Here is a 26,872-nt window from a genome sequence, read left to right as displayed (position 1 = left end):
AACCCCTGAAGCCGCTCCCCTGCGGCACTGGCTCTTTCCCACCTCTCTCATGCCCCGCAAAAAGGAATCCGTTTTCGACTCCGTGGAGTCTGTCATCGCAGACATTCGCGCCGGACGTATGGTCATCGTCACCGATGACGAAGACCGTGAAAATGAAGGCGACCTGATCTGTGCGGCGGAGAAGATCACGCCGGAGATGGTCAATTTCATGGTGCGCCAGGGAGGGGGCATGCTGTGCGTGCCGGTTTCCTTGGAGATCGCTGAGTGTCTAAACCTGGCCAGCATGGTGCCGGAGAACCGCGAGGCCTTCCGCACGGACTTCACCGTGACGGTGGACGCGGCCAAGGGCATCACCACCGGCATCAGCGCCGCCGATCGCTGCCACACCATCCGTCTGCTTGCAGACGCCAAAAGCAGGCCGGATGATCTGGTCCAGCCCGGGCATATCAATCCCCTGGTGGCCAAGCCCGGCGGTGTGCTGCGCCGTGCCGGGCATACCGAGGCGGCCGTGGATCTGGCCCGCTTGGCCGGACTGCGGGAGGCCGGGGTGCTCATCGAGATCATGAACCCGGACGGCACCATGGCACGGCTGCCGAACCTGAAGAAATTTGCCAAAAAGCACAAGCTCAAGATGTGCAGCATCGCCGACCTCATCGCCCATCGCCGCCTGAGCGAGAAGCTGGTGGAAAAGATGGAGGTGGTGGACATGCCCACGGACTTCGGCACCTTCAAGCTGCACCTTTACAAGAGCCACCTCGACGGCATCCACCACGTGGCCATGGTCATGGGGGACATCACCCCTGACTCTCCGGTGCTGGTGCGGGTGCACAGCGAGTGCCTCACGGGCGATGTGTTTGCCTCCCGCCGCTGCGACTGCGGCAGCCAGCTGCATGCTGCCATGAAGCAGATCGCCACCGCAGGAAAGGGGATCATCATCTACATGCGCGGCCATGAAGGGCGCGGCATCGGGCTGCACGGCAAGATCATGGCTTACAAGCTGCAGGAGCAGGGGCTGGACACCGTGGAGGCCAATCTGAAGCTCGGCTTTGCCATGGACCTGCGCGACTACGGCATCGGCGCGCAGATCATCTCCGACCTGGGCGTGCGCAAGCTCCTGCTCATGACCAACAACCCCCGCAAGGTGGTGGGCCTGGAAGGCCACAAGCTGGAGATCGTGGAGCAGGTGCCGGTGAAGTCCACCCCCAAGCCCGAAAACGCCCGCTACCTCGAAACCAAGAAAAAGAAGATGGGGCACAAGCTCTGAGCCCGCCGCCTTCTTCCCGTTCATTCCTCATTTTTCCCTCTCATGTCCAATTACGCCTCCAGTCGTCCACGACCCACCCAGGAGCCGGTCAATATCGCGATCGTCGCCTCCCTCTATAACAACCAGTTCGTCCAGGGCCTGCTCAATGCCGCCCGTGAAGAGATCGAGGTCATCGCGCCCAATGCCTCAGTGGATGTCTATCGTGTGCCCGGAGCCTTTGAGATTCCCGTGTGTGTGGAGCATGTGCTGCGTGGCAGCACGCCGGACGCTGTGATCACGCTCGGCGTCATCATCCGTGGCAGCACGGAGCATGCGGATCTGGTGGGTGCCTCTGTGACGGACGCCCTGCAGCAGATGGCAGTCAAGCATTGCATCCCTGTAATTCATGAGGTGCTGCTCGTCAGCAGCGAAGAGCAGGCAGAGGAGCGCTGCCTCGGCGCCACCATCAACCGTGGCACGGAAGCCGCGCAGACCTGCGTGAAGATGATCAACCTTTTCGGCAAGATGAAAGCCACCTTTGCCGGCGAACCCATCGACCAAGCCTAACCATGGGAAGACGCCGCGAAGGCCGCGAGGCCGCCATTCAATTTCTCTTTGCCCGTGATCTTCAGGGGGCTGAAGCCAAACCCGAGGACGCAGCTGCATTCTGGACGCTGCACAGCGCCAAGACCTCCACACGTGCCTTTGCCGAAAGCCTGATCCAGGGGGTGCTCTCCCATCAGGAGGAGATCGACACGGGGATCTCCAAACAGATCGAAAACTTCAGCTTTGAGCGTCTGGCCGCCGTGGACCGCAACGTGCTGCGCGTGGCGTCCTACGAGCTGCTTTACTGCCCGGAGGTGCCCACGCCGGTGATCCTGAACGAGGCCATCGACATCGCCAAGGCGCTGAGCGCTGGAGAGTCCGGCTCCTTTGTGAATGGCGTGCTGGACAAGCTGGCCAAGTCTCTGCGTAAACCGGGATCTCCCGCCGCTTCTGCTCCGCAACCTTCCTAGACCCTCTGCATGGCCGGTTTCTTCAAATCCCTCCTTCAGCGCTTCACCAAGCCCGACATCGACTGGGACGAGCTGGAGGCCTCCCTCATCTCCGGAGATCTGGGCCCGCGTCTGGCGCTGCAGATTGTGAAGGACCTCAAGTCACGCCAGCGCACGCTGCACGGTGCGGACATCGTGCAGGTGGCACGCGAGCATGTGCGCAAGATTTTGCCTGAGACCGTGCCGCCGCTGGAGCCCATACCAGGCAAGCCCAAGGTGCTCCTGATCGTGGGAGTGAACGGCACCGGCAAGACCACCAGCACCGCCAAGCTGGCCAACCTGCTGCACAAGCGCGGCTACAAGATCGTGCTGGCCGCTGCAGACACCTTCCGCGCCGCTGCTGTGGAGCAGCTCACCGTCTGGTCTGAGCGCCTGCAGATCCCGCTGGTCAAAGGACCGCCGAACTGCGACCCCGCAGCCGTGTGTTTTGACGGCTACGAAAAAGCGGTGAAAACAGAAGCCGACTTCCTCATCTGCGACACCGCAGGCCGCCTCCACACGAAGCACAATCTGATGGAGGAGCTCAAGAAGATCCATCGCATCCTCGGGCGCAAAGATACCAGCTCACCGCATGAAGTGCTGCTGGTCTGCGATGCCACCACAGGCGGCAATGCGCTGCAGCAGGCACGCGAATTCCATAAAGCGATTCCCCTGACCGGCGTCATCGTCACCAAGCTGGACGGCAGTGGCAAAGGCGGCGTGCTGGTGCCCATTCAGCAGGAACTCGGCGTGCCCACAAGGTTCATCGGCCTCGGAGAGAAGGCGGAGGATTTTCAGCCGTTTGATTCCAAGCGTTTTGTTGAGGAGCTGTTGTAGGCAAGGCAGGGCTGGTTGCAGGGTAGGGCTGGTTGCAGGGTAGGGCTGGTTGTCCCCAACCAGCCGCGAGAGGTCTGTGAGGTGGAGCAGTCATGCGGCATCGAGAGAACCCATCAGCCTGCGAGAAACGGCGCTTGGAGGACCAAGCGCCCTACCTGCGCCGGGCATGCGCGATGCGTTGAGCGTGCATGACGCGATGGGTAGGGCTGGTTGTCCCCAACCAGCCGCGAGAGGTCTGCGAGGTGGATGTGGTATGAGGCATCGAGAGAACCAATCAGCCTGCGAGCGACGGCGCTTGGAGGACCAAGCGCCCTACCTGCGCCGGGCATGCGCGATGCGTTCAGCGTGCATGACGCGATGGGTAGGGCTGGTTGTCCCCAACCAGCCGCGAGAGGTCTGCGAGGTGGATGTGGTATGAGGCATCGAGAGAACCCATCAGCCTGAGGGTGACGGCGCTTGGAGGACCAAGCGCCCTACCTGCGCCGGGCATGCGCGATGCGTTGAGCGTGCATGACGCGATGGGTAGGGCTGGTTGTCCTCAACCAGCCGCGAGAGGTCTGCGTGGTGAAGCTGGTCACGTGGCATCAAGAGTGTCCATCAGCCTGCGAGAGACGGTGCTTGGAGGACCAAGCGCCCTGCCTGTTTTGGGCATGTGCGTAGCGCCAAATACCACCTCCTTTTTCGAGCTTCCATGAGGCTTGGTCAAAAGTGATACATTTGGCCGGTTCTCTGGTACCTTTTTGTCAGGTACACTGGTATCTTTACAGCTTCACTGGATTTCACCCCAAGAAATGATCATGGGTTTGAGTACGTTCTCGTCAGACCCCAGCGCTTTCATTTCAAAACACACTCAGGAGGAAATCATCAGTGACGTTCAAATGCCCTACATGTGACATGCAGCTCAAGGCCGAGCCCGAGATGGCTGGTAAAATTGTACGCTGCCCTGGATGCGACACCAAGCTGAGCATTCCGGCCATGGCGGGAGCAGGGCTGCCAGCACCTTCGGGCCTGCCTTCGCCTTCCGGTCTGCCTGCGCCCAGCGGCGGCATCACGCCTCCGGCCCCGGTGGAGAACGATGCCTTTGGCGCCGAGTATGAGCATGGTGCCAGCGCACCGCCCCAGCCGATCATTGGCAACACCACAACGCAGCAGCATCAGGGGGAGCGCGGCGGGTGGGAGGAGATCGATCCCACGAATCCGAATGCACTGCTGAGCTTTGGCATCGGTTTCGGGCTCTTTGCCCTCTGGATCGCCATTTTGTATCCTTTCAAGGCACCAGAGAGCACCGCGCCCGCCACCTACACCACAATGCAGTTTGTGGCATCGCTGTTCTTCAAGCACATGCTCGTGAGCTTTACGAACACGCTCTTCTTCACGTGGTCCATGTCCATCCTTTACCTCAAGCTGCAGAAGCTGCGCCACCAGCGCAAAGCCCTGCTTCTGGACGTGCTGCCGTGGGAGCTGGGCGCGGAGATCAACCGCGACAACGTGGGCCACTTCATCGACAACCTCTACAAGCTGCCGCACCGCCTGCGCGACAGCATGATGGTGAACCGCATCCGCAAGGCGCTGGAGCTCTTTGAGGTGAAGCAGAACACGGGCGATGTCTCCAACATGCTCTCCAGCCAGTCGGACATCGACAGCATGCGCATCGGCGGCAGCTACTCGCTGCTCAAGGCCTTCCTCTGGGCCATCCCCATCCTGGGCTTCATCGGCACCGTCATCGGTCTCTCCCACGCCATCGGCGGGATGAACTTCAGCAACATGACGGACCTCAAGCAGGTGACGTCCACGCTGGGTGCCGTGACGGGTGGTCTGGGCACGGCATTTGACGCCACGCTGCTCGGCCTCGTGCTGGCCATGAGCCTGAACTTCCCGCTGAATGCGATGATGAAGTCTGAGGACGATTGCCTCAATGACATCGACGCCTTTTGCAATGAGGTGCTGCTCCCGCGCCTGAATGACGGCGGCAGCATCGCCGGCGGTGACACCGCAGGCATCATGGACACGCTGGTGAAGGCGGTGGCCAATGCGCAGAAGGACTTCCTGGTGGACCTCAATGCGCTCTCCAGGCAGATCAAGGAGCAGGCCGACAATCTGGACAAGCGCGCCGCCGCGCATCAGCAGCGCGTGGATGCGGAATTTGCCATGACGCTGAACCGCATGCGCGAAGACATGACCAATGCGGTGAAGGACAGCGTGAAGACCACCACCGACTACACCCGTGCGCTGGCCAGCGGCATCCAGTCTCTCAATTCGCTGCTCTCCGAGCTCGGCGGCAAGCAGATCCTGATTCATCAGGTGAAGAAGAAGGGCTGGTTCAGCAGCAAGTAACCGCCACCCCATCCCTCCCACTCCTCCTTTTCATCTTCCTCCTCTGAGATCATGGCCAAACGCCGACATGGTGCCAAAGACGAGATCCTGCTGGTGCCGTTTCTGGACATCCTCTGCTCGCTGATCGGGGTGCTCATCCTCTTCATCGTGGTGCTGTGCGTGTCCCAGACGCAGCAGGTGGAGGGGCGCACGCCGGAGGAGGTGCAGATGGCCGAAGACGCCCGCCGCATGCGCAAGGAGATCGCCGAGCGCAAAGAGCAGGCGGAGTCTCTCAAGGAGAAGATCGCCTCCCTGCAAAAGCTGCAGGAGCAGATCGAGGAAAAGGAGCAGCGCTTCATCAAGCTGCGCAAGCTGCTGGACACCTCCAAGGAGATGCAGCAGGAGAATGAAAAGATCAGCCAGCGCATGCAGAAGGAGCTGGATGACCTCATGCTGGAACTTGAAGGCATGAAGAAGCAGCAGGCGGAAAGCAAGAAGGAGATCGCCGCGCTGATGGCCGAGCTGAAGAAGCGCGATGTGCCTCCGGAGAAGCGCCTGCCACCCGTGGTGGTGCAGCCCTCTGGCAGCGGCATGGCTCCAGATACCAAGGTGTACTTTGTGGAGGCCTCCGGCAGCGGGCTCAAGATTCTAGGCGCGTGGGGAGAGGACTACCCGCTGAGCGCCTCCGCCGCCGTGGTGGTGGCAGACCCGGTGTATAATTACTTTCTGACCGAACTGGCCAAAGACCCCAAGTCACTGGTGCTCTTCCTCATCCGCGATGACGGGCAGGGGGCCTTTAACAACGGCGCTGGCCGCGCTGAAAACGACTACAAGGTGCGCGTGGGCAAGCTGCCCATCCCCGGGCGCGGTGTGCTAGATCTGGCGCTCTTCAGCAAATTCCGTGGCACCCTTCCGCCGCCACCCTCTGCGGCTCCAGCTCCGGCCCCGGCACCCGCTCCCACTCCCACCCCCAAGCCCACGCCTCCTCCCCCCGGAAATCCGCCACCCAAGAAAGCCGCCTGAAGCGCCATGTCGAAACGCAAACCACACGAAGAGCAGGAACTGCCGTTCGTCGCCTTGATGGACACGATGACCAACGTCGTGGGCGTGCTCATCATCGTGCTCGTCATGGTGGGACTTAGCGTGGCAGACGCGGTGAAGAAGGTGCTCTCAGACCTGCCGCCTGTGACAAAAGAGGAGTTTCAGCAGATCCAGCAGGATGTGCAGAAGCTGCCTGAAAAAATCGATCCTGAAAAGCTGGAGGAAGACCAGAAGCAGGCCGAGGCCAAGCTGAAGAAGGTCGTCGAAGAGCTGAAGACCGTGGACACCGCAGACACGCAGGCCAAGGTCAAATTCATGGACCTGGACGCCTTCCAGAAGCAGCTGGACCAGCGCCGCAAGGAGCGCACCGCCAGCAAGGCCGAGACAGACAAGATGATGGCCGAGGTGGAGCGCCTGAAGGCCCTGCTGGACAAGACGCCCGTCTATGTGCCGCAGCCGCCCAAATATGTACGCCTGCCCAATCCGCGCGCCTATCCTGAAAAACCGGACGAGACACGCATTCTCGTGGCACGGCAGGGCATCCTGAGCTTTCACCAGGGCAAGTTCCTCCAGCCCATCCTCGATGGCATGGAAAAGGTGAAGTCACAGCTCGAATATCAAAAGGTGGAGTACGCGCCCTTTGCCAAGCTGCTGGAGGGCATCTTGGGCAATGCAGGTGCGGCACAGAAGGCCTGGCCGGACATCGCCCCGCTGGTGGATCATGTGCAGATGGAGTATCTGGCGCTGGCCTACAAGGCGCTGGCAGAAGGCGGCGTGCAGCCCACCAAGCAGCTTCTAGGGGCCATCGCGGACCTGGCCGTGGTCACTCGCAAGCCCATGGCCGCCGTGGCTGATGCCATCGCCACTGCCACCAAGGGGGACGTGACGAAGTGGGTGAAGATGGAACCCTCCGCCGATCCCGCCAAGCCGGTGATCAAAGCCAGCGCCGCCAATGGCAAGATCAGCTTCTCCTGGGGGGCACTGACGCAGGAGGTCAAGGCCACGCCGAAGGATGTGCTTAAATACTTCCACGATCTGGCCAAGGTGCCGAGCATCGAAAATGTGAGCAAGGCCCGCACCATCTATGATGCCACACGCATCATGGCCATGCTGAAGCGCGCGGCCACCAGCCCGCTGCTCTCAGGCTCCTATGCCTTTGAGCCCAAGGTGCTGCCCACGCTGCCCTATGTGCAGCTGGCGCTCACACCCAAAGGTGGCGGTGGTGAGAGCGTGGAGGCCATGAAGCAGCCAAACTCCGCCTACATCCGCCTGCTGCGGGACATCAAGGCCGACCCCAATGGCGTGGCCATCTTTCAGGTGATGAAGGATGCCTTTGACACCTACCTGGAGGCGCGAAAAATCGCCGATGACGTCGGAGTGGCAGCCACCTGGGACTTTTTGGCCAAGCTGGATCTGACCGTAAACATCACTGGCTACGAGATCCAGCGCACCGCCCCCACGCCTCCGCCGCCTGCGCCCAATGGCACCGCACCCGCAGTGATCATTGCGCCGCCTAAGCGGTCGCTGGATTAAAATGGGCATTAAGCCTATGTCTTGATTTGGGGTAGTGGTTTGTTCCTATCAGGAGGTCATGGACAGCAGGCGTTCCAGTGGCATTTTCGGTCTCTAACTACGCCCCGATGCCCACATCTCACGCTCCTTCCTCCCTGCCGTTGTTTGACAAGGTCCGTAAATTCCGAGCGGTGGGAGACCTTCAGGCTGTGCGTGAAGCAGGCATCTACCCCTACTTCCGGGAGATCTCCTCCGCGCAGGACACCGAGGTCATCATCAATGGCCAGCAGGTGCTCATGCTGGGCTCCAACAGCTACCTGGGCCTGACCAATGACCCGCGCATCAAGGAGGCCGTGTGCGAGGCCGTGCAGAAGTACGGCAGCGGTTGTGCGGGCTCCCGCTTTCTCAATGGCACGCTGGACATTCATGTGCAGCTGGAGCGCGAGCTGGCGCAGCTCATGAAAAAAGAAGACGTGTTGCTCTACAGCACCGGCTTTCAGGTGAATCTGGGTGTCATCAGCGCCATCGTGGGGCGGGAGGACTGCATCCTCGCCGACCGCGCCAACCACGCCAGCCTCGCCGCTGGCTGCCAGATGTCTCCAGGCAAGACCTTCCTCTTTTCCCACAATGACATGACCTCCCTGGCGCGCCGCCTGGCGCATCTGCCCCCGGAGGCCCCCAAGATCATCGTGGTGGACGGCGTCTTCAGCATGGAGGGAGACATCATCAAGCTGCCCGAACTGGTGAAACTGGCCAAGCAGTACGATGCCGTCATCATGGTGGACGACGCGCACAGTCTCGGCGTGCTCGGTGAGCACGGCTCCGGCACCGCGTCCCACTTTGGCCTGGTGGACGATGTGCACCTCATCATGGGCACCTTCAGCAAATCGCTCGCCAGCCTGGGCGGCTTCATCGCGGGGGATTCAGACACCATCGACTACCTGCGCCACCACTCCCGCCCGCTCGTCTTCAGCGCCAGCATGAGCCCCGCCAACGTGGCCGCCGCGCTCGCTGCGCTGCGCATCATGATCTCCGAGCCCGAGCGCATGCAGCAGCTCTGGGCCAATACCGCCCGCATGAAGCAGGGGCTGCTCAGCGCTGGGTTCACGCTCGGTGCCACGGAGACGCCCATCCTGCCCGTCTATGTGCGCGATACCATGAAGACCTTCGCCTTCTGCCGCCGCCTGCAGGACGAAGGCGTGTTTGTCAATCCTGTCATTCCCCCCGGCGTGCCGCCCGGAGAGGAGATCCTGCGCGTCAGCCTCATGGCCACGCACACCTTTGCGCAGATCGACCGCGCGCTGGAGAAGTTCCAGATGGTGGGCAAGGAACTTGGGATTATCTGAGGCGGAGCAAGTCCAGAGCACCCGCATGCCCGGCGCTGGTCGTTCTGGCCCAGCGCAGGTAGGGCGGCTGGTCTCCAGCCGCCGTGGTCTGTCGCAGGGAGAGCACCCACGTAGGTCATCCCTCAACGCTAGCTGCCATCTTCCTCTTCCTCCTACTCTTACTCTTACTCCTCCTCCCTTTCCGAGAGGAAGAGTAGGAGTAGGAGGAAGAGTAGGAGGAAGAGAAGGATGACCGGCTCTCAGTGCGAGTGGGTTTCTAGCAGGCACAGGGCTCCGAAGGCGGAGGGCTGGGGACAGCCCTCCCTACCTTCTCGCGCTGGGCGCTCGCAGGCCCAGCGCATGTAGGGCGGCTGGTCCTCCAGCCGCCGTGGTCTGCCGGGTGGCAGGCACGCTGGTAGGACAAACAGCGCCGCAGGCTGGTCTTCCATCGTGGTCCGCACAGTCCTCTGTGCGGCGCGCAAGCACGCTGATGTGCGAATCACCGTCTGTGTGCGCAGAACCAAGGCTGATCCTGTTTGTGATGGAACAGGCTTCTTTGCGGAGTTTTGGGCAGAGGATGTGCTGCTGGGGGGCACGAGCCGCACAAAGGACTGTGCGGACCACGATGCTGCCGCCAGCACCACCGCCTGCAGACTTCCTCATTTCCTCCATTTCCTCGCCAGGGGGTACACACACGCAACCCACCGGAGAAACTTCTCCAATTTCTCCAACTTCTCCGGGGGGGGGGTACGCACACGCGGTGCAAGCTCAGGAGAAACTTCTCCAATTTCTCCAACTTCTCCGGAGGGGTGTACGCACACGTGGTGCATGCTCGGGAGAAACTTCTCCAATTTCTCCAACTTCTCCGGGGGGGGGTACGCACACGCGGTGCAAGCTCAGGAGAAACTTCTCCAATTTCTCCAACTTCTCCGGAGGGGTGTACGCACACGTGGTGCATGCTCGGGAGAAACTTCTCCAATTTCTCCAACTTCTCCGGAGGGGTGTACGCACATGTGGTGCATGCTCGGGAGAAACTTCTCCAATTTCTCCAACTTCTCCGGAGGGGTGTACGCACATGGCCCTTCCCGGGGGCAAGATGCCCCCCTCCAACTATGGCTGCTGCGGCACGGAGCGTGAGGCGGGCTATCACTCTCTTTACCCCATTTTAGACTCATGGCTGCCAGCATCACGTTCATGCGCTCCGTTGCCAGATCTGTTCATCGTATTCCAGGTATGGTTAATCATGGTATAGGATGTTTTGATGGTGGCATTCCATTCATCAGTAGAATGCTGGAAGAATGGTTTTCTACGAGTTGATGGCCAGCATGGTTTCATGGTGCCATGACCTGACTTGTTTTACCTCTGCCTGTCACTGCCGTGTGTTACATCTGTTCCAAGGTGTGCCAAAAGACAGATTCTACCACTGGCTGCCATCAATGGTCAGCATGAGATGGCTGATGGCATTTTCATGACCTGATTTCCGAGATGACAGCCTGCGGCATTCCGCCACCGGCAGTATTGTGTGCATACCCCTCCGGAGAAATTGGAGAAGTTGGAGAAGTTTCTCCGCTGGGCATTCGCCCCACCGCCGGAGGGAGATCATCTTGATCCCCGGTCCATGGGGTGGGTTTATGGATTGGGTGGGGTTGTGCGCTCAGCAGCTCAGCAGCTCAGCAGTGTGATGTGTTGGACACGCGCAGGCGCTGGGCGATGCGTGGGCGTGTGGGATCGGGACGATCCCACTCCTCCAGCAGCTCCGCCTTGTGCATACCCCTCCGGAGAAATTGGAGAAGTTGGAGAAGTTTCTCTGATGAGTGGGCGGTGTGCGTGTACCCCCTGGTGAGGAAATGGAGGAAATGAGGAAGTCTGCGGGCGGCAGGCTGTGGCTGTCTCACCGGGGCGGCCTCCGTGCGACAGACCCCGGCGGCTGGAGGACCAGCCGCCCTACCCACCTTGGGCATGTGTACACCCCTGCGGAGAAGTTGGAGAAATTGGAGAAGTTTCTCCAATGGGCAGGCTTCGCGCGTGTACACGCTCCCGTGGAAATGGAGGAAATGAGGAAGTCTCCGGGGGCCCGTACCCTCACAGCCCCATCACCTTGCGGATGATCCAGTCCAGCCAGCGGTCGGGGATGATGCGGACGAGCAGGGAGCCTGCGATGGAGTCGAGCCCCACCGGGTAGCGGGTGCGAGGCCTGCGGGATTCCAGGGCGTGGGCCACGGCACCTGCCACCCGCTCGGGCGGGATGGCGCTGGAGGGGATCTTTTCCACCATCTTGCGCAGCGCGGAAATGGGGGCGGCGTAGAGCTTTTCGCACTCCGGCGGCATGCCCACAAAGAGCTGCTCGGCGGCCTCGCGCGATTTGCTCCAGATGGGCGTCTTGATGGCTCCGGGCTCGATCAGCGCCACCTCGATGCCCCAGGGGCGCAGCTCGATGCGCAGGGAGTCGGCGATGGCCTCCACGGCGTGCTTGGTGGCGCCGTAGCCTGCCAGAAAGGGCTCGCACATGAAGCCGGAATTGGACCCCATGAGCACCACGCGCCCGCGTGATTTGCGGATGAGCGGCAGCACCGCCTGCGTCACGGCCACGAGGCCCAAGACGTTCACGTCAAACTGCCGCTGAAAGGCATCCAGCGGCATGAACTCCAGCGGCCCTGCCAGGGCGATCCCGGCGTTGTTCACCACGCCCTGCAGCCCGGCCTCGCCGCACTGCGCGCTGATTTCCCGCACCACAGACTGGATCTGGTCACGGTTGGTCACATCAAGCTGCAGCGGGATGATGCGCCCCTCGCTGCCTGCGGCCAGCGCCTCGCCATCGGCCAGCTTGCGCACTCCGGCAAAAACCCGCCAGCCGCGCGCCGCCAGCGTGCGCGCACAGGCCGCGCCGATGCCCGTGGAGGCTCCAGTGACAAGGACGGTGCGTGGTGCGGCGGAGCTGGGGGCTGGCATGTCTTTAGGGCGGTTGAGACCTGCCAGCCCCAAGATTGGCAATCAAGGCGTGGCAGGTGAGCGCAAGCCTAGCACTTTGAAGAGCTGCTGCCGAAATATCTTCAGATCCTCGCCTTTCGCGCCGGTGACAGTGGAGTGCCCGGATGCGGTGGAGGTGATCAGGGGAGCTGCGCCTGTAGGCAGCTTCTTGCAGTCTGAGGAGCGACAGCAGGTGGACTGGCATGGGCCTGCGCCAATGAACATGTGGTGCTGGTTTGCTACATCAGCCTTCTTCGTTCTCTCGGCGAGGTTTGCACAGCGCTCGATGACGCCTATGTGGTCATCGAGGTAGTTGAAATTGATGAGCTGTTTTTTGGGGTTCTTTTTCAGCGTGGCGATGGACTGGTCGATCACCTTTTCAGGCAGCCCAAAGGATGTTTTGGCAGCAGAAGATTTCGCCAGGAAGGGCACGGCTGGCTGGCAGATGACAGCCGTGTCCACACAGTCGAGCTGCAGCAGTTCCAGAGGCAGGCTGCCGCTCATGCAACTGCCGATAACGGTGATGCTGCGCCCCGGATTCTCCTTGGCGATCGCGGTGGTCAGAGCCTGCACTTCTTTTCGTATAGGGCCGGTGTCGGTCAGGCTGAAGAAATGCCAGTCCCGGCAGAAAAGGGGCACCGAGACGGTGTAGAGAAGGCCATGGTTGGCCCCGTAGCTGCCGAAGAAACGTGGCACGTATACTTTGCATCCGGCCTCTGCCATCTCTTTGGCCAGCCAGAGGACGCCGGGGCTTTGGCCGTTGATTTCATGCATGAGCAGCACCACGCGGCCCTCGGTCCGGGTGATGTCCACCGGGTAGGTGCGCCGGTGCGCCTTGATCGGCCTTTCCTCAAAGCTGGAGATGCAGGGGGCGTTTTTAGGGTGGCAGGAGCCTCTGCCACAGCACCCGCAGCTGGAGAGAAAGCAAATGAGAAAGGCCGGCAGGGCGATGAGCAGCAGCCATCTGATGGATGAAGGGAGACTCGGGGACATGGGAGGTGGGGGCGGGGGTTATTGAGGCGGGAGGGCAAACAGCTGGCCTTTCATGATGGGCTGCTGCCTGGAGGGGGGCTGCGGTGCTTTCGGGTCTGATTTCCTGCCGCTTGCAGCGTGATCACGGCTTGCGTTGTGGATGGCGGTGACGAGGCCGATGAAATTTGGGTTCCAGACGTCTGTGTGGTTGTAGACAACAAACTTTGGTACCGGGAAGATCCAGTAGGGGGTCTGATTGCGTGCACCGGGCGTGCGTACGAGCTGGTAGGCCTCGAGCACGCCGGAGCCGCCCTTGCCGTTATTCATTTTGGGATCGAGCCATACGGTGACGTCTGGATCTCTCGGTCCAGCTGGCTGGAGGTTCTCCTTCATGAGCTGCTCGGCACGCTGGGCCAGTGACGCATCGCACACCTTCGTGGTGTTGGTCGGACAGGGCTTTGGCCTCATGGAGGGGATCTTTTCCAGTTTGTGGCTGTGGATGGCGGTATGCCAGCCTACAGAGGTCACGGTGGCACTTGCCTGCGTTCTGCTGGAGGTGGCGCCGGATGAGGCCGTCATGAAGGAGCCGAGCAGATAGCGGCTGATCCAGGTGACGCTTGAATAGAGCCAGCCGGTGGCCCAGTCTCCCTCCGAGGTGAAGCTCACGAGAAGCGGTGCCTCCCTGCCGTTGCGCTCAAATCTGACTTTATAGTCCTGCATCACCCGCACCAGCTGGGATGCCTGCACGGCGGTGTCTGCAGCGTTGACGAGCACCACGGTGTCGGCTGAGGGAGATACTGACGGGCGCTTATGAGAGCGTGGTTGTTTGGCTGCGCCTTCCACAGAAGCCTGGGCGATCTGTGTGGCCAGCGTATGAGCCACGGAGCGCAGCAGGATGACGGCCCCCAGGGAATGCCCCACGGCAATGACACGGCTTTTTTCATTCGTCTTTGCAGTGGTGCAGAGTGCCTCAATGGCGGCAGCCGCCTCCAACTGCCCGATCTTCAGCGCGGCGGCCTCACGATTGTAAATATCGATCAGCGTGGGGAAGCTCATGGCCATGCCACGCCAGCTGATGAAGACGCCAAAGGGATTGGGGTTCACCTTTGCGATGCTCTTGAGCGTCTCCTGGAAACTTTGCAGGTTCCCCGCGTCGAGACTTTTGGCATTGTTGTTCCATCCGTGCACAAAGATGACCAACTGGACGGGGCCTTTCGCCACACGCTCGCGCAGAGCCTTCAGCACCACAGCCAGCTCGGAGTGGCCTGGATCCTTTGGGTCTTTGTTTTTGTAGTTGTCCCGCCAAAGCTGCCCTTGGTCGTCAAACTCCACAAAGCCCAGCGTGGCCACTTTCTTTTCCTTCTTTTGCCCGTTTACGCAGACAGTATCTGTCACGGGGATGACGGGCGCGTCCATGCGCCACGGTCTATGGGTGTAATGCGAAAGGGGGCCGGTAACGATGGTGCACGAGCTGATGCCTAGTGATATGGCCAGGAGCATGCTGATTGTGAAAAGCTTCGCTGCCGAGAGATGTCTGCTATGACTCATTGGGAATATAATAGGTATTTAATATTGGGCATTGTCATTGTTTAGGTTATTAATTAAAATTCAATAAGTAGTTTTCTGTTTATATATGTTTTTCTCTGCTTTAATAGGCTTTCGGCTTGTCTTTACAGCAATGGATATGCTGGCTATGGGTATGAGATGCGCTTTCTTTGCTGCTGTACTCTCGCTGTCTTTGGCACCGCTCTCCTGGGGGGGATGACCGCCTGCAATGTCCAGTACGGCCTGCCCACGCCTGGCTACGGCTACCCGCCTGGGCTTTCATCTCTGGCACCGCGCATGGGCGGTGCGGGGAACTACACCTACTACCCACGCTTTGAGGCCTACTACCATCGCGAGTCCAAGCAGTTTTACTATCCCAATGGCAAGAACTGGGAGGTGAAGCCCACCGTTCTCAGCAGCACACCGAGAGAGATCTTTGAAAGCGCGAGCGTGCCGTTTCAGCTGCCAGATCATCCCTCAAAATACCACGAGATGGTCAAGCGTAGCTATCCTGCCGACTGGACACCCGGAAAAGGCCGTTTTGACGAGTCCTTCCAGGTCAGCCACAGCAGCTGGGACATCGACCGGCGGTGAAAGGGGCGGGGGGAGTTCCAAGTTTAAAGTTTCAAGTTTAAACTTGGAAGGGCGGACGCTCCTGGGCATGACGAAAGTCCAGCATGGAATCGAGAGAGCGCCTCCCAACTTGAAACTTTGAACCTTCAACTTGTAACTTAACACCGAATGTCCCGCCTCATCTGTCTCCTTGGTCTCGTGGTGTTTGTGGCGCTGGCGTGGGCGCTTTCAGAGAAGCGGCGGCTTTTCCCGTGGCGGGCGGTGCTTTCCGGGCTGGGGCTGCAGCTCGTGTTTGGCCTGCTGATCCTGCGCACGCAGATGGGGCACGATGCCTTTGCGCTGATGGACAAAGTCTTCCGCCGCCTGCTGGGCTTTGCCAATGAGGGCATCGGGCTGGTGTTTGGACCGCTGGGCGGGGCCACCACACTGGAGGGGGCCTTTGGCAAAGGAAACGGGCTCATCCTGGCGCTGACGATCACGGGCACCATCATCCTCGTGTCGGCCCTCTCGTCCTTTCTCTACCACTACGGCATCCTGCAGTGGGTGGTGAAGCAGGCCGCGTGGGTCATGCGTCGCCTCATGCGCACCAGCGGCAGCGAGACGCTGGCGGCTGCGGCGAATATCTTCATGGGCCAGACCGAGGCACCGCTCGTGATCAAGCCCTACCTCGCACGCATGACGCGCAGCGAGCTCATGTGCCTGATGGTGGGCGGCATGGCCACCATCGCCGGTGGTGTGCTGGCGGCCTATGTGTCCTTTGGCATCTCAGCGGGGCATCTGCTCACGGCTTCCGTGATGAGCGCGCCGGCTGCGCTGATGATGTCCAAGATCCTGCTGCCGGAAACTGAGGAGAGCGAGACCGCGCACGGAGCCAACAAGCCCATCGAACGCGAAACCGCCAACGGCATCGACGCCCTCTGCACCGGAGCCAGCGACGGCATGAAGCTGGCCATCAATGTGGTGGCTATGCTCATCGCCTTTGTCGCGGTGGTGGCGCTTTTTAACTACCTGCTGTCGCTGGGTCTGCGTGCCTTTGGGCAGAATGTACCGCAGCCCATGCAGCTCATCCTCGGGTGGATCAATGCGCCCTGCGCCTGGCTCATGGGCGTGCCTTGGGCGGAGTGCGGCCAGGTGGGCGCGCTGCTGGGAGAGCGCGTGGTCTTGAACGAATTTTTCTCCTACCTGCACCTCAGCCAGCAGAGCAGCACGCTCTCGCCACGGAGCGTGGAGATCACCACCTACGCTCTGTGTGGGTTTGCCAACTTTGGCAGCATCGCCATCCAGATCGGCGGCATCGGCGCGCTGATCCCGCAGAGGCGCGGAGAGCTGGCCCAGCTCGGCCTCAAGGCCATGGCCGGCGGGCTGCTGGCGTGTTATTGCACCGCTTGTATCGCGGGATTGCTGCTTTAAAGAATGGGCCAGCATGCTGGCCCGTGGGATGGGTGTGGCGTAAGCCCGCCCGTCCGTCAGCGTGCTGCAAACACCATGGCGTACGAGCGTCCTCGTGGTCGGGCGGTTTGGCGGAGAGGCGTTCGCATGATGAAGCGCCCGCTCGTTTGATCTCCAACGCGAATGAGCGCGAATAGCCGCGAATTTTCATGAATGATGATGGGCTGCGCGCTGCTATGTGATCATGCGCGCGCATTCTTCAGCCGTCCTCTTTCTACACAACCTACCCAGCGGGTGATTTTTTCTCGTTGGATTCAACCGGCGTCTCTTTAAAGAATGGGCCTGCATGTCCGCCACCACCGGCCTTCAAGTCTCCGACCTCCGCTTTGCCTATCCGGCAGGGGACTTCCGTGTGCATCTGCCGCGCCTGGAGCTGGCCGCAGGCAAGGCGCTGGCGCTGGCCGGGCCCAGCGGGGCAGGGAAGTCCACCCTGCTGCGACTGCTCACGGGGCTGCTGGCCCCCACGGCAGGCACGGTCAGCCTGGGCGCTGCGCAGATGAGCGCCATGACGCACGAGGCACGCCGCGCCTTCCGCCTACAGCATATCGGCCTCGTTTTCCAGGACTTCGCCCTGCTCGACTACCTGACGGTGTCTGAAAACATCCTCCTGCCGCATCAGTTCCGAGGTGATGCCGGTGTCACTGCCCGCACCAGGATGCAGGACCTGACCCAGCGACTGCACATCGACCGCTACCTGGACAAGCGCGTCTCCCAGCTCTCGCAGGGGGAGCGCCAGCGTGTGGCCGTGGCGCGTGCGCTGGTGCACCAGCCGCAGTTTGTCTTTGCCGATGAGCCCACCGCATCGCTCGATCCGGCACGTGGACGCATCGTGGTGGACATGCTGCTGGAGGATGCACGCCAGCGCAGCGCCTGCCTCGTCATGGTCACGCATGATCCCAATCTGCTGCCGCTCTTTGACCAAACCCTGCGCATGGAGGATCTGCCCGCCGCATGAGAGCTGCACTCCATCTGGCTGCGCGCTACGTGCTGCGTCACCGCCTGCAGAGTGCGCTGCTCGCGGGGGCTCTGGGCCTCGTCTTTGCCCTGCCGCTGTGCCTGCGCGTGCTCATCTCCCACGCCCAGCAGGAGCTGCGCGCCCGTGCCGCCGCCACGCCGCAGATCGTGGGCACGCGAGGTAGTGCGCTGGACCTCATGATGACCGCGCTCTATTTCAAGCGCGAGAATCTCCTGCCTCTGCCTGTGGGTGTGCTGACCGAGCTGCGTCAAAATCACTCGGCTGCCGCCATCCCGCTGCATGTGCGCTTTCAGGCGCAGGGGGCGCCCATCGTGGGCACCGAGCTGGAGTACTTCACCTTTCGCGGTCTGCACCTCTCTGCCGGGAAACAACTCAGCCGCCTGGGAGATTGCGTGCTCGGAGCCACCGTCGCAAAGCAGCGCGGCCTGCAGCCCGGCGGTCATGTTTTCTCCTCGCCCGAGCAGGCCTTTGACATGGCGGGCGTGTATCCGCTGAAGATGCGCATCACTGGCATTCTGGCCCCCAGCGGCACACCGGATGACGAGGCTGTCTTTGTGGACCTGAAAACCGCCTGGCTCATCGAGGGCCGCTCGCATGGGCATGACGACCTGCAAAAGGACCAGTCCGTGGTGCTGAAGAAAGAGGAAGATGGCAACATCGTGGGAAATGCCGCCGTGCGCATGTTCAATGAGGTCACGGACAAAAACATCGCCTCCTTCCATTTTCATGGCGATGTCTCCACCTATCCCATCAGCGCCATCATCGTGCTGCCGCAGGATGCCAAGGCCGAGGCCCTGCTGGCAGGCCGCTACGCCCGGTCCAAAGAGCAGCAGCTCATCCGCCCGCGAGATGAGATGGAGGCGCTGCTCACGCAACTGGTGCGGCTGGAGGGCTTTGCCGCCAGCGCGCTCCTCCTCACTGCCACGGCTGCACTGCTCGTCACTGCGCTGGTCTTTGCGCTCTCTTTCCGGCTGCGTGCGCGTGAATTCGCCACCCTCGAAGACGTCGGCGTCTCTCGTGTCTCGCTTATCACGGTCAAGGTGCTCGAGGTGCTCATCATCGGCATCGTCGCTGTGGTCATCGGCCTCGTTTTGCTGCAAATCTCCTCCCTCACCGCGCCGCATCTGCTGCGGTGGGCGCTTTGATATTTCGTTTCACTTTCCTGCATGTCCCACGCTCTCGACGCCCTCATCTTCGCCCTCGACGTTACTCCAGACATCAGCACTGAGGGGCGTGTGCTTTTCCTCCGTGCGCAGGCGCATCCCGCGCTAGAGCACTTTGAGGGCCGCCTCGTCTGTCAGCAGACCTGGAAGCCCTTTGCCAATCAGCTCCAGGCCGCAGGCCATCGCGTGGAGCGCGAGGCGCATGGCCTCTTTGACCTCGTGCTCGTGCTCCCAGATCCGCAACGCGATCTCATGGTGGCCGATCTCGCCCGTGCGCATGACCACCTGGCCCCTGGCGGCGTGCTCATGGCCGCCGTGCATAATGACGCCGGCAGCAAACGCTGCGAGCAGCACCTGCGCGAGGTGGCCGGACATGCCGACACTCTTTCCAAGCACCACAGCCGTGTCTTCTGGGCCACCAAGGACGAAGCCAGACCTTGGAAAGCCGACATGCTGGAGCGCTGGCGCCAAGGTGCCGCCATGCGCCGCATCCTGGAAGGCCGCTTCTGGTCGCGCCCAGGGCTCTTCAACTGGGACCGCATCGACGAAGGCTCCGCCCTTCTGGCCAAGCACCTGCCTCTCACGCTCTCCGGAAACGTGGCTGACTTTGGCTGCAGCTGGGGCTTCCTGAGCGATCATCTCCTGCGGCACTGTCACGACATCGACTCCCTCGACATCTACGATGCCGATGCCGACTGCTTTGAGTGTGCGCGGCGCAATCTCGGCCTGGTGCCCACACGCACCAAGGCCGCGCCGCACTGGCAGGACATCACTGCAGGATTTGACCGCACCAAGTTTGATGCCGTCGTCATGAACCCGCCCTTCCACGAGGGCAAGGAGGCCGATCCCCTCATCGGGCTCAAGTTCATCGCCGCCGCCGCGCAGGCCCTGCGTCCGGAAGGCCATCTCTGGCTGGTGGCCAACCGCCAGCTCCCGTATGAAAACCTCCTCACCGAGACCTTTGCGCAGATGGAAAAGGTGGTCGAAACTGGTGGATTCAAGGTGCTGCACGCCAGTCATCCCATCGTTAAGCACAGCCGCGCACAGCGTGGCAAACGCCGCCGCTGAAGAGAAGATGGAAGAAGAATGCAAAAGAGAGGAACAAAGCGTTTGCAAAGCCTCAACCACACACCATAATCGCGGCCCACTTCGAAAGGAGAATGGGTAGGTACCCGAGCGGTCAAAGGGGGCAGACTGTAAATCTGCTGGCTTACGCCTACGCTGGTTCGAATCCAGCCCTGCCCACCACCTTCATTCTGAGTGAGTTAAAGACAAAAGCCCCGCCCCAAAGGCGGGGCTTCTTTTTTTGAGTGTACGCAATATGTACACACTTTTTTGACTGTGCGTGCGTCTCCATGACTCAATCAAATTCGAACACTAGTTTTTGAATTCTGAAGGGACTGCAATTCCCCGCTTTTCCGCGTTATAAAAACTTGAGCGACCGGGGTTTATTCTTGGCTCACTCATCCACCCACCATGCCACGGCGAACCCATTATTCGCCCTGCATCGACCGGGTCATCGTCTGCGCTTTGTATCATGAAGGCCGACGGCTCCGCCGTCCCATGACGCGACTGGTCAACGATCTGCTCACCTCATCCCTGCAAAACACTCAGGGCTGGAGCATCGCTGCCACGCAGATGAGCGTCCCGGCTCAGGGCCGCATTCAGGAGGCTGGCACCACCAGCTAGCCGCACCACGTCGTCACAGCATCCCACTTCATTCACCCGGTTCCCTCCCACGAGAGGCCGGGTGTTTTGTTTCCGGGTCATGTGGCGGCTTCTTCATCCACCCAAGCACACCCACCCCACATCAGGAGAAACACCACCATGGCCATCAAACTCAGCGCCAACTACAGCAAAAAACTCGGGCTGCCCCAGTACAGCAGCCACAGCTTCAGCGCTTCGGTTGAAGTCGAACTCAACGACATCACCCAGGTCGAAGCCGAAGTGCAGAAGCTCTACCAGCTCCTGCAGCAGTCCGTCGATCAGGAAATCCAACAACCTGGCTTCGTCCCGACTGCCAACACCAACGGCAACAGCCGTCCAGCGCCCCAGCAAAAAGGACGTGCCCAGCCGGTCAATGGCAGTGGTCACCCATCTGCACCACCCAACGCCGACCGCTGGAACTGCACCGACGGTCAGCGCGGCTTCATCCTGCGCATCGTCAATGAAAACCCCGGCATCACCAAGCAGGTGGCGGAGGAGCTGTCCCAGCAGCTTTTCGGCATCGGCGTCAAGCAGCTCAACAAGATGCAGGCTTCCCAGTTGATCGAGGATCTGCTCGTCCTGGCGGGGAAGCCCACTCCACGCCAGACCCGCTGGCAGCAGCAACCCACCAACGCCCAAGCCGCATGAACACGCTCGCTGCCTCATCACCTGAGCGCAGCGAGCAGGACGTCCTCACCGCATTGCAGGCAACCGTGTCAGCTTCACGGCTGTCGCTGTTCCTGCAATGCCGGTTGAAGTTCTACTTCCGCTACGTGCTCAAGCTCAAAAAGCCCAAGACAGCCTCGCTCCATCTCGGCAATGCGGTTCACGCCGTGTTGAAGGCCTGGAACAAGGCACGCTGGGTGCAGCAGCCGCTCTCGCTCAAGGTGGTCCACGAGACCTACCAGACAGCCTGGGCGGACAACACCGAAGGATCGGTAGCATGGGAACCCGGGGAGGAAGAGGCCGACAAAACCACCGGTTGGCGTCTGCTCGATACCTACCTGCGTGAAAGCCACCTCCCTGCCGCCATCAAACCTGACGCCGTGGAAGTCCCGGTAGAGGCCGATTTGCAGCAGCATGGGCTGCCCCGTCTCATCGGCATCCTCGATCTGGTGCAGCAACGCCAGATTATCGACTACAAGACCAGCGCCACCACTCCCAATGCCGACAAGGTCTCCCACACCACGGAAATCCAAACCTGCAGCTACGCCATCCTGTACCGGCACAACACCGGCGCACAGGAAGCAGGCATGCAGCTGCATCACCTGGTCAAACTCAAGAACCCCAAGGTGGTCATTACCACACTGCCTCCCATGAGCCCAGGCCAGGAAACCCGGCTGTTCCGGCAAATGGAAGCCTACCTCGAAGGATTGCAGCGCCGCGACTTCATCCCTTCGCCTGGGATGCACTGCTCAAGCTGCGAGTTCTTCAACGAATGCCGACTATGGAGTTAACCCTGCTGCATGTCGGCGCTCAGCCCGGGCGCCGGCCTGTGGCCCATCCCCACACCCACCATGAAACATCTCATCCTCATCACCGGCCTGCTGATGCTGTTCGCACCGAACATGCATGCAGGCTGGTTCTTCGACGATCCACCGCCTGATCTCGGCCCGGAATACCGGGCCAAAATTGTCAGCCTGGAAGATCGCCTCTCGGAACAGCACGCCGTCACCACACGCTGGGAGATCGCCACCGGCACTCTCGCCGTGGGCTGCGTGCTGTTATTTGTCATCGGAACCGCCCTCGGGGCCAAAACACGCCAACATTATGATGGAAGAACCCGACTGGGACGAACAGTCCCACCCACCGCTGCCCCAGCAGCTCCCAACGGTGCCCGCCACCACCTGGGCGAAACAGGCCCGCCAGATCGTCATTCGACGCTGGCAGCCTGAACCGCTCAGCGAACCCGTCATCGACGAAGAACTGCCGAACCTCAGCGCCATTGAGCGCTCGGCCGAGGTGATCAGCTTCACCTGCCGCCGGGCTGAATACTGGCTCTCACCGCAGGGAACCCTGCGGGAGTGGCTGAAGTTCAACCTGCGCCTTGCCATCGGCATCGCGGTGCCCGCCTTGCTGGTGGCACCTCTGGTCACGCTGGCCTTGGAACGATTCAACCTCTGGATCGACCTCATCAGCAAATCGACGTCCAATTTCGTCCTGGTGCCGCTCTCAGTGCTGCTGGTCGTGGGGCTCATCGCCGGATTGGTTTCCATCGCGAAATCCATTCTGTCGATGCGCCTGCGCCATCAGCAACGCCGGGATCCCTACAACTACTGACGCGGCACCCACGTCTCAAAACCCCAACCCCAGAGCCGGATGATCGCAGGATCGTCCGGCTCTTTTCATTTCAAGAAAGGAAATTCACCCCATGGAAAGCATCACTTTGTATTTCCGCGAAGGCCCTTCAGACAAAGTGTACCAAGCCAGCATTTCCCAAAAAGATGACGGCTACCACGTGCACTTCGCGTATGGCCGTCGCGGCACCACCCTTAACACCGGCAGCAAAACGCAGACGCCGGTCGCCTACCCAATTGCCAAGGGCATCTACGACAAATTGATCCGGGAGAAAATGGCGAAGGGCTACAAGCCTGGAGTCGCCGGTGCCGTTACCCCACCACCGGAGTCCCCCAACAAGCACACCGGCATTCACTGTCAGCTGCTCAATCCCCTCCATGAGCAGCAACTCGACCAGATGCTGCTCAATCCGGACTACTGGATGCAGGAGAAACTCGACGGACGCCGGTTGCTGATCAAAAAAGCCGGCGATCAGATCACCGGTATCAACCGCCTGGGATTTCCCACGGCCGTCCCCGAACCCATCGCCCACGAAGCCGCCCAATATCCCCGCGACTTCATCCTCGATGGTGAAGCCGTGGGAGACACCTTCCATGCCTTCGATTTGCTCACCATCGGCCCCGAGGACATGCGTCCTTTGGGCTTCGCGGTGCGCTATTTGCGGATGCGCAACATGCTCAACGTCTTCGATCATCCGCACATCCGCTTGGTTCAGGTGATGTTCCCATCTGAAACGGCTGGCCAGCTCCAGCGGTTCAAGCAGGAAGGCAAAGAAGGCGTGGTGTTCAAACACAAGGACGCGCCGTACACACCCGGACGTCCCAACAGCGGCGGCAGCCAGTTTAAATACAAGTTCCACGAGACCGCCTCGTTCATCGTCACCAAGTTGAACGGCAAGCGCAGCGTCTCCTTGATCTTGTTCGACGGCGAGAAAGTGCGCCCCGCTGGCAACGTCACCATTCCATCCAACCACGATGTTCCTGAACCGGGAACCGTGGTGGAGTGTCGTTACCTGTACGCGTTCAAGGAATCCGGCAGCATCTACCAGCCGGTTTACCTGGGGCCGCGTCCCGACATTCGCGCCGCCGAATGCACCACCGCCCAGCTCAAATACAAAACTGAGGCGGAGGCATAGAACCACAACCCACGCGCAAGCCCAGGCATCTTTACCGGTGCCTGGGCTTGTTTGCGTACAACCCCCAAAGTACACACTCATGAAGCACATTGTTTATTTCATCCGGCTGGCAGCCTGCGTGTTGCTCGTCCTCGCAGGCACCGCCTGCCCCCATTCCTCTTCGCAACCAGCGATCAAGGAACTGCGGCAGGACATCATCATCGTCGTTCCTCAAACCCAGACCACGCCGGAACCGCCGCAAAAATCCGGCGAACAACCTCAACCATCACGCCCATGAACCCCATCTCACTGCCCGTTGCGGAATTGAAGCCCGCCCTTGTGGGACTCGGCAAAGTGATCAATTCACGATCCACGCTGCCCGTTCTGCAATACGTTAAAGTCGAGCGTACGACCGATGGATGGGTCGCTCTCACGAGCACCGATCTCGACCGCTTCGTCACCGTTCGTCTTGAACAACCCTCCACCGGACCTGCCATGACGGTGTTTATCCCTCATGAGCAGCTCGTTCAGCTCACCAAGAACAGTGACCGCAATGAAAGTCTGCTCATTGATACCACACCGGGAGGCCCCGTCATCAAATTCGCCCTGGCTGACAACCTCGGCGAATCCAAGGTGAAACTCATTCCACTGGCGGAATTCCCCGTGACGCCTCGCCTTCCCGGCGAGTCCATCCCACTGCCATCTGAACTGCGCCACTCCATCCACGAAGCGATGGAATGCGCCAGCATTGACGAAACACGCTACGTTCTCAACGGTACGTTCATCGACGCCAGCAACCCAAAGGCCAACTACATCGTTGGCACCGATGGCAGGCATCTGTACAGCGCCAACTCCTTCGCGCTGCCGTTGAAGAACTCCGTCCTCATTCCCAACAACAAATTCCTTGGCTGGAAGGAGTTTGACAATGACGGGGAATGGCAGCTCAAGGCGGACGGCACAACCGTTCAGATCAGCAGCCGGCGCTGGCGGTTCATCTCCAAACAGATCGACGGAAAATACCCCGACTGGCGCGTGACGGTCCCCAATCCCAGTGACGCCAGAACCCACGTTACTCTCGACCCGGCCAAACTGGACGCGCTCATCAAGCTCATCCAGCGCATGCCTTGTCACGACCCCGACAAATACCAGACCATCGGCCTGGAGTGTCAGCAGGGCCAGTTCATGCTTCTCGGCAGAGACACCCCAGACACTCCATGGACTCGGGTTCCAGTTCTCGATGCCAAGATCGAAGGCCAGGAGGTTTCCATCTTCCTGTGCCGTCGCTATCTGATCAAGGCGCTCGAATACGGTCTCAACACCATCAGCCTCAATGAGGAGATCCATCCCCTGCGTTTTCACCACAAAGGCAGGCAGATGATCGTCATGCCCCTGCGGATAGATGGCCCTTCCTCCAGGAAGCCAGCAACCCCACAACCCGCACCGGTAAACCCGCCGCCTTCCCGGCCAGTTCCTCCGCCTGCACCACCACCCCAACCCATGATCACACATCCCACCTCCGAAGGGCCTGCATCGGGCGAGCCCAAAAGCGCCACGGAAGAAGTCATCGACCTGACCTTGCTCCTCCGGGACAAGCTCAACGAAGGCTTCAACCTCCTGCGTGAGCTCTCACTCAAACTGAAGGCCATCAACCGTGACCAGAAGACGAGCGCACGGGAGCTGAATTCCGTCCGCTCCACCTTGCGCTCACTGCAAGGCCTCAAGCTGTAAATCCAACACTCAACCTCAAGGAGCCAGGCGTGCCTCATCAGCGCGCCTGGCTCCTGTCGTTTTATGAAACGCATCTCGTCCATTGTCTTCGACCGGCACGAGCATCCCAAGCGAGCCACCATCATCACCCCGCTCGGCACCATCAGGGTCGAGTGGCGGGAGGTGGCCGGTGAACGCTACTGGACCAGCTCAGGTGAGCTGCCAGCCAAGCAGCTCGCCGTGCCCGTCATCCAAAGAATCGAGCGTCTCTTTTGCTGACGCTCTCAACATCAAACCCATTTCATCACCATGATCGCAAATCTTGAACCTCAGTCCCCAATAACCACCCCCAGGCATCCCAACCTCATTCTTCACTGCGGTGCACACAGCGTGGATCTTTCGGAAGTCGGCAAAGTCCGCACACCGCGCTCCACCACAAGCTGGTGTCCCATTCCGCACCATCAGCTCATCACCACCGTGCAAAAAGCCCTGGCCACCACCAATCTGCGCATCGGCACCCAGGCCCATTCGCTGTCCCACGAAGGTCAGCGCTACTTCGGGCTCATGGAAGTCCACGCTCAGAAGGCCAGCGACGACTACTGCTGGGTGCTCGGCCTGCGCAACAGCCACGACAAGACCTTCCCCGCCGGCATCGTCGCCGGAGCTGCGGTTCTGGTTTGTGATAATTTGTCGTTCAGCGGCGAGATCAAATTCGGGCGCAAACACACCCGGTTTATCAACCGTGACCTCCCTCAACTGGTATCCCGTTCCATCGGACAGCTGTTGGCCAAGTGGCACGACCAGGACAAACGCATCGCCGCCTATAAAGAGGCAGAGATCAGCGATACGCAGGCCCACGATCTCGTCATCCGAGCCACCGATGTGGGCGTGTGCAGCAACCGCCTCATCCCGCCCGTGCTGCAGGAATGGCGCGAGCCTCGGCATGCAGCCTTCGAAAGCCGAAACGTCTGGAGCCTGTTCAATGCCTTTACGGAAGCTCTGAAGGAGGGCAGCCTGGCAGAATTGCCCAAGCGCACTGAGGCGCTTCACGGCCTACTCGACACTCATGTCGGGCTAGCCGCTTGAAGAAGAAAGA

At 60.7% G+C, this 26,872-nt stretch carries 27 protein-coding genes and 1 tRNA gene; 25 read left to right on the top strand and 3 right to left on the bottom strand.

What is annotated here, in order from left to right:
- Positions 1–49: 49 nt before the first annotated feature.
- From HNQ65_RS05685 to HNQ65_RS05645, 9 genes are all read left to right on the top strand, one after another.
- Positions 50–1,264 (top strand): bifunctional 3,4-dihydroxy-2-butanone-4-phosphate synthase/GTP cyclohydrolase II, encoded by a 1,215-nt coding sequence (locus HNQ65_RS05685; RefSeq protein ID WP_184338531.1) that lies wholly within the window; start codon positions 50–52, stop codon positions 1,262–1,264.
- Positions 1,265–1,306: 42 nt separating this feature from the next.
- Positions 1,307–1,810 (top strand): 6,7-dimethyl-8-ribityllumazine synthase, encoded by a 504-nt coding sequence (gene ribH, locus HNQ65_RS05680; protein ID WP_184338530.1) that lies wholly within the window; start codon positions 1,307–1,309, stop codon positions 1,808–1,810.
- A 2-nt stretch (positions 1,811–1,812) separates the two neighbouring features.
- Positions 1,813–2,259 (top strand): transcription antitermination factor NusB, encoded by a 447-nt coding sequence (gene nusB, locus HNQ65_RS05675; protein ID WP_184338529.1) that lies wholly within the window; start codon positions 1,813–1,815, stop codon positions 2,257–2,259.
- Positions 2,260–2,268: 9 nt separating this feature from the next.
- Positions 2,269–3,114 (top strand): signal recognition particle-docking protein FtsY, encoded by an 846-nt coding sequence (ftsY, locus tag HNQ65_RS05670; protein WP_184338528.1) that lies wholly within the window; start codon positions 2,269–2,271, stop codon positions 3,112–3,114.
- Positions 3,115–4,008: 894 nt separating this feature from the next.
- Positions 4,009–5,448, top strand: a complete 1,440-nt coding sequence (locus HNQ65_RS05665) for a MotA/TolQ/ExbB proton channel family protein (protein WP_184338527.1) — start codon at positions 4,009–4,011, stop codon at positions 5,446–5,448.
- A gap of 51 nt (positions 5,449–5,499) precedes the next feature.
- Positions 5,500–6,450: a hypothetical protein gene (locus HNQ65_RS05660; RefSeq protein WP_184338526.1), complete on the top strand. Its 951-nt coding sequence runs from the start codon at positions 5,500–5,502 to the stop codon at positions 6,448–6,450.
- Positions 6,451–6,456: 6 nt separating this feature from the next.
- Positions 6,457–8,001, top strand: coding sequence for a hypothetical protein (locus HNQ65_RS05655; protein WP_184338525.1), 1,545 nt, complete (start codon positions 6,457–6,459; stop codon positions 7,999–8,001).
- Between the two features lie 107 nt (positions 8,002–8,108).
- A complete protein-coding gene (locus HNQ65_RS05650; RefSeq protein ID WP_184338524.1) occupies positions 8,109–9,326 on the top strand; it encodes an aminotransferase class I/II-fold pyridoxal phosphate-dependent enzyme in 1,218 nt (405 codons plus the stop codon).
- Between the two features lie 1,152 nt (positions 9,327–10,478).
- Positions 10,479–10,622, top strand: coding sequence for a hypothetical protein (locus HNQ65_RS05645; RefSeq protein WP_184338523.1), 144 nt, complete (start codon positions 10,479–10,481; stop codon positions 10,620–10,622).
- Between the two features lie 765 nt (positions 10,623–11,387).
- On the opposite strand, the gene HNQ65_RS05640 is transcribed toward HNQ65_RS05645, so the two are convergent.
- Genes HNQ65_RS05640 through HNQ65_RS05630 form a run of 3 tightly spaced genes read right to left on the bottom strand, consistent with a single transcriptional unit; the run spans position 11,388 to position 14,660 of the window.
- Positions 11,388–12,254 carry an SDR family oxidoreductase gene (locus HNQ65_RS05640; RefSeq protein WP_184338522.1) on the bottom strand — a complete coding sequence of 289 codons (867 nt, stop codon included), beginning with the start codon at positions 12,252–12,254 and terminating at the stop codon, positions 11,388–11,390.
- Between the two features lie 42 nt (positions 12,255–12,296).
- Complete coding sequence (locus HNQ65_RS05635; protein WP_184338521.1) at positions 12,297–13,265, bottom strand: hypothetical protein; 969 nt, start codon at positions 13,263–13,265, stop codon at positions 12,297–12,299.
- Between the two features lie 18 nt (positions 13,266–13,283).
- Positions 13,284–14,660 carry an alpha/beta hydrolase gene (locus tag HNQ65_RS05630; protein ID WP_184338520.1) on the bottom strand — a complete coding sequence of 459 codons (1,377 nt, stop codon included), beginning with the start codon at positions 14,658–14,660 and terminating at the stop codon, positions 13,284–13,286.
- A 345-nt stretch (positions 14,661–15,005) separates the two neighbouring features.
- On the opposite strand from HNQ65_RS05630, the gene HNQ65_RS05625 reads away from it, so the two are divergent.
- The 16 genes from HNQ65_RS05625 (at position 15,006) to HNQ65_RS05550 (ending at position 26,862) form a co-directional block, all read left to right on the top strand.
- The gene (locus tag HNQ65_RS05625) at positions 15,006–15,383 is read left to right on the top strand and encodes a hypothetical protein (RefSeq protein ID WP_184338519.1); all 378 of its coding nucleotides are present in this window, start codon (positions 15,006–15,008) and stop codon (positions 15,381–15,383) included.
- Positions 15,384–15,530: 147 nt separating this feature from the next.
- Positions 15,531–16,772 carry a NupC/NupG family nucleoside CNT transporter gene (locus HNQ65_RS05620; RefSeq protein ID WP_184338518.1) on the top strand — a complete coding sequence of 414 codons (1,242 nt, stop codon included), beginning with the start codon at positions 15,531–15,533 and terminating at the stop codon, positions 16,770–16,772.
- A gap of 325 nt (positions 16,773–17,097) precedes the next feature.
- The gene (locus tag HNQ65_RS05615) at positions 17,098–17,766 is read left to right on the top strand and encodes an ATP-binding cassette domain-containing protein (RefSeq protein ID WP_184338517.1); all 669 of its coding nucleotides are present in this window, start codon (positions 17,098–17,100) and stop codon (positions 17,764–17,766) included.
- Positions 17,763–18,932: an ABC transporter permease gene (locus HNQ65_RS05610; RefSeq protein ID WP_184338516.1), complete on the top strand. Its 1,170-nt coding sequence runs from the start codon at positions 17,763–17,765 to the stop codon at positions 18,930–18,932. Before HNQ65_RS05615 ends, HNQ65_RS05610 begins: the two co-directional genes overlap by 4 nt.
- Positions 18,933–18,953: 21 nt before the next feature.
- Positions 18,954–20,018 carry a class I SAM-dependent methyltransferase gene (locus HNQ65_RS05605; RefSeq protein WP_184338515.1) on the top strand — a complete coding sequence of 355 codons (1,065 nt, stop codon included), beginning with the start codon at positions 18,954–18,956 and terminating at the stop codon, positions 20,016–20,018.
- Between the two features lie 94 nt (positions 20,019–20,112).
- Positions 20,113–20,198 (top strand) — tRNA-Tyr (locus HNQ65_RS05600).
- 228 nt (positions 20,199–20,426) lie between these two features.
- Positions 20,427–20,639: a hypothetical protein gene (locus tag HNQ65_RS05595; protein ID WP_184338514.1), complete on the top strand. Its 213-nt coding sequence runs from the start codon at positions 20,427–20,429 to the stop codon at positions 20,637–20,639.
- A 138-nt stretch (positions 20,640–20,777) separates the two neighbouring features.
- A complete protein-coding gene (locus HNQ65_RS05590) occupies positions 20,778–21,305 on the top strand; it encodes a hypothetical protein (protein ID WP_184338513.1) in 528 nt (175 codons plus the stop codon).
- Positions 21,302–22,114: a RecB family exonuclease gene (locus HNQ65_RS05585; protein WP_184338512.1), complete on the top strand. Its 813-nt coding sequence runs from the start codon at positions 21,302–21,304 to the stop codon at positions 22,112–22,114. Before HNQ65_RS05590 ends, HNQ65_RS05585 begins: the two co-directional genes overlap by 4 nt.
- A 60-nt stretch (positions 22,115–22,174) precedes the next feature.
- The gene (locus HNQ65_RS05580) at positions 22,175–22,552 is read left to right on the top strand and encodes a hypothetical protein (RefSeq protein ID WP_184338511.1); all 378 of its coding nucleotides are present in this window, start codon (positions 22,175–22,177) and stop codon (positions 22,550–22,552) included.
- Positions 22,491–22,937, top strand: coding sequence for a hypothetical protein (locus HNQ65_RS05575; RefSeq protein WP_184338510.1), 447 nt, complete (start codon positions 22,491–22,493; stop codon positions 22,935–22,937). Before HNQ65_RS05580 ends, HNQ65_RS05575 begins: the two co-directional genes overlap by 62 nt.
- Before the next feature lie 91 nt (positions 22,938–23,028).
- The gene (locus HNQ65_RS05570; RefSeq protein WP_184338509.1) at positions 23,029–24,090 is read left to right on the top strand and encodes an RNA ligase family protein; all 1,062 of its coding nucleotides are present in this window, start codon (positions 23,029–23,031) and stop codon (positions 24,088–24,090) included.
- A gap of 79 nt (positions 24,091–24,169) precedes the next feature.
- Entirely contained in the window at positions 24,170–24,367 is a 198-nt protein-coding gene (locus HNQ65_RS05565; protein ID WP_184338508.1) for a hypothetical protein, read from the top strand.
- Entirely contained in the window at positions 24,364–25,797 is a 1,434-nt protein-coding gene (locus HNQ65_RS05560) for a DNA polymerase III subunit beta (protein ID WP_184338507.1), read from the top strand. The genes HNQ65_RS05565 and HNQ65_RS05560 overlap by 4 nt, the downstream gene beginning before the upstream one ends.
- Before the next feature lie 63 nt (positions 25,798–25,860).
- Positions 25,861–26,055 (top strand): hypothetical protein, encoded by a 195-nt coding sequence (locus HNQ65_RS05555; protein ID WP_184338506.1) that lies wholly within the window; start codon positions 25,861–25,863, stop codon positions 26,053–26,055.
- A 30-nt stretch (positions 26,056–26,085) separates the two neighbouring features.
- Positions 26,086–26,862, top strand: coding sequence for a DUF932 domain-containing protein (locus tag HNQ65_RS05550; RefSeq protein ID WP_184338505.1), 777 nt, complete (start codon positions 26,086–26,088; stop codon positions 26,860–26,862).
- Positions 26,863–26,872: the final 10 nt, after the last annotated feature.

The sequence above is a fragment of the Prosthecobacter vanneervenii genome, from assembly GCF_014203095.1.
Taxonomy (GTDB): domain Bacteria; phylum Verrucomicrobiota; class Verrucomicrobiia; order Verrucomicrobiales; family Verrucomicrobiaceae; genus Prosthecobacter; species Prosthecobacter vanneervenii.
Note: the sequence above shows the minus strand (reverse complement) of the source record. Positions and strands in the feature narration are given on the sequence as shown.

What these genes read in the sequence shown, in the direction of transcription:
- HNQ65_RS05685 (WP_184338531.1), top strand. Translation starts at nt 50, where the DNA reads ATGCCCCGCAAAAAGGAATCCGTTTTCGACTCCGTGGAGTCTGTCATC.
- ribH (WP_184338530.1), top strand. Translation starts at nt 1,307, where the DNA reads ATGTCCAATTACGCCTCCAGTCGTCCACGACCCACCCAGGAGCCGGTC.
- nusB (WP_184338529.1), top strand. Translation starts at nt 1,813, where the DNA reads ATGGGAAGACGCCGCGAAGGCCGCGAGGCCGCCATTCAATTTCTCTTT.
- ftsY (WP_184338528.1), top strand. Translation starts at nt 2,269, where the DNA reads ATGGCCGGTTTCTTCAAATCCCTCCTTCAGCGCTTCACCAAGCCCGAC.
- HNQ65_RS05665 (WP_184338527.1), top strand. Translation starts at nt 4,009, where the DNA reads ATGCAGCTCAAGGCCGAGCCCGAGATGGCTGGTAAAATTGTACGCTGC.
- HNQ65_RS05660 (WP_184338526.1), top strand. Translation starts at nt 5,500, where the DNA reads ATGGCCAAACGCCGACATGGTGCCAAAGACGAGATCCTGCTGGTGCCG.
- HNQ65_RS05655 (WP_184338525.1), top strand. Translation starts at nt 6,457, where the DNA reads ATGTCGAAACGCAAACCACACGAAGAGCAGGAACTGCCGTTCGTCGCC.
- HNQ65_RS05650 (WP_184338524.1), top strand. Translation starts at nt 8,109, where the DNA reads ATGCCCACATCTCACGCTCCTTCCTCCCTGCCGTTGTTTGACAAGGTC.
- HNQ65_RS05645 (WP_184338523.1), top strand. Translation starts at nt 10,479, where the DNA reads ATGGCTGCCAGCATCACGTTCATGCGCTCCGTTGCCAGATCTGTTCAT.
- HNQ65_RS05640 (WP_184338522.1), bottom strand. Translation starts at nt 12,254, where the DNA reads ATGCCAGCCCCCAGCTCCGCCGCACCACGCACCGTCCTTGTCACTGGA.
- HNQ65_RS05635 (WP_184338521.1), bottom strand. Translation starts at nt 13,265, where the DNA reads ATGTCCCCGAGTCTCCCTTCATCCATCAGATGGCTGCTGCTCATCGCC.
- HNQ65_RS05630 (WP_184338520.1), bottom strand. Translation starts at nt 14,660, where the DNA reads ATGGACGCGCCCGTCATCCCCGTGACAGATACTGTCTGCGTAAACGGG.
- HNQ65_RS05625 (WP_184338519.1), top strand. Translation starts at nt 15,006, where the DNA reads ATGACCGCCTGCAATGTCCAGTACGGCCTGCCCACGCCTGGCTACGGC.
- HNQ65_RS05620 (WP_184338518.1), top strand. Translation starts at nt 15,531, where the DNA reads ATGTCCCGCCTCATCTGTCTCCTTGGTCTCGTGGTGTTTGTGGCGCTG.
- HNQ65_RS05615 (WP_184338517.1), top strand. Translation starts at nt 17,098, where the DNA reads ATGTCCGCCACCACCGGCCTTCAAGTCTCCGACCTCCGCTTTGCCTAT.
- HNQ65_RS05610 (WP_184338516.1), top strand. Translation starts at nt 17,763, where the DNA reads ATGAGAGCTGCACTCCATCTGGCTGCGCGCTACGTGCTGCGTCACCGC.
- HNQ65_RS05605 (WP_184338515.1), top strand. Translation starts at nt 18,954, where the DNA reads ATGTCCCACGCTCTCGACGCCCTCATCTTCGCCCTCGACGTTACTCCA.
- HNQ65_RS05595 (WP_184338514.1), top strand. Translation starts at nt 20,427, where the DNA reads ATGCCACGGCGAACCCATTATTCGCCCTGCATCGACCGGGTCATCGTC.
- HNQ65_RS05590 (WP_184338513.1), top strand. Translation starts at nt 20,778, where the DNA reads ATGGCCATCAAACTCAGCGCCAACTACAGCAAAAAACTCGGGCTGCCC.
- HNQ65_RS05585 (WP_184338512.1), top strand. Translation starts at nt 21,302, where the DNA reads ATGAACACGCTCGCTGCCTCATCACCTGAGCGCAGCGAGCAGGACGTC.
- HNQ65_RS05580 (WP_184338511.1), top strand. Translation starts at nt 22,175, where the DNA reads ATGAAACATCTCATCCTCATCACCGGCCTGCTGATGCTGTTCGCACCG.
- HNQ65_RS05570 (WP_184338509.1), top strand. Translation starts at nt 23,029, where the DNA reads ATGGAAAGCATCACTTTGTATTTCCGCGAAGGCCCTTCAGACAAAGTG.
- HNQ65_RS05565 (WP_184338508.1), top strand. Translation starts at nt 24,170, where the DNA reads ATGAAGCACATTGTTTATTTCATCCGGCTGGCAGCCTGCGTGTTGCTC.
- HNQ65_RS05560 (WP_184338507.1), top strand. Translation starts at nt 24,364, where the DNA reads ATGAACCCCATCTCACTGCCCGTTGCGGAATTGAAGCCCGCCCTTGTG.
- HNQ65_RS05555 (WP_184338506.1), top strand. Translation starts at nt 25,861, where the DNA reads ATGAAACGCATCTCGTCCATTGTCTTCGACCGGCACGAGCATCCCAAG.
- HNQ65_RS05550 (WP_184338505.1), top strand. Translation starts at nt 26,086, where the DNA reads ATGATCGCAAATCTTGAACCTCAGTCCCCAATAACCACCCCCAGGCAT.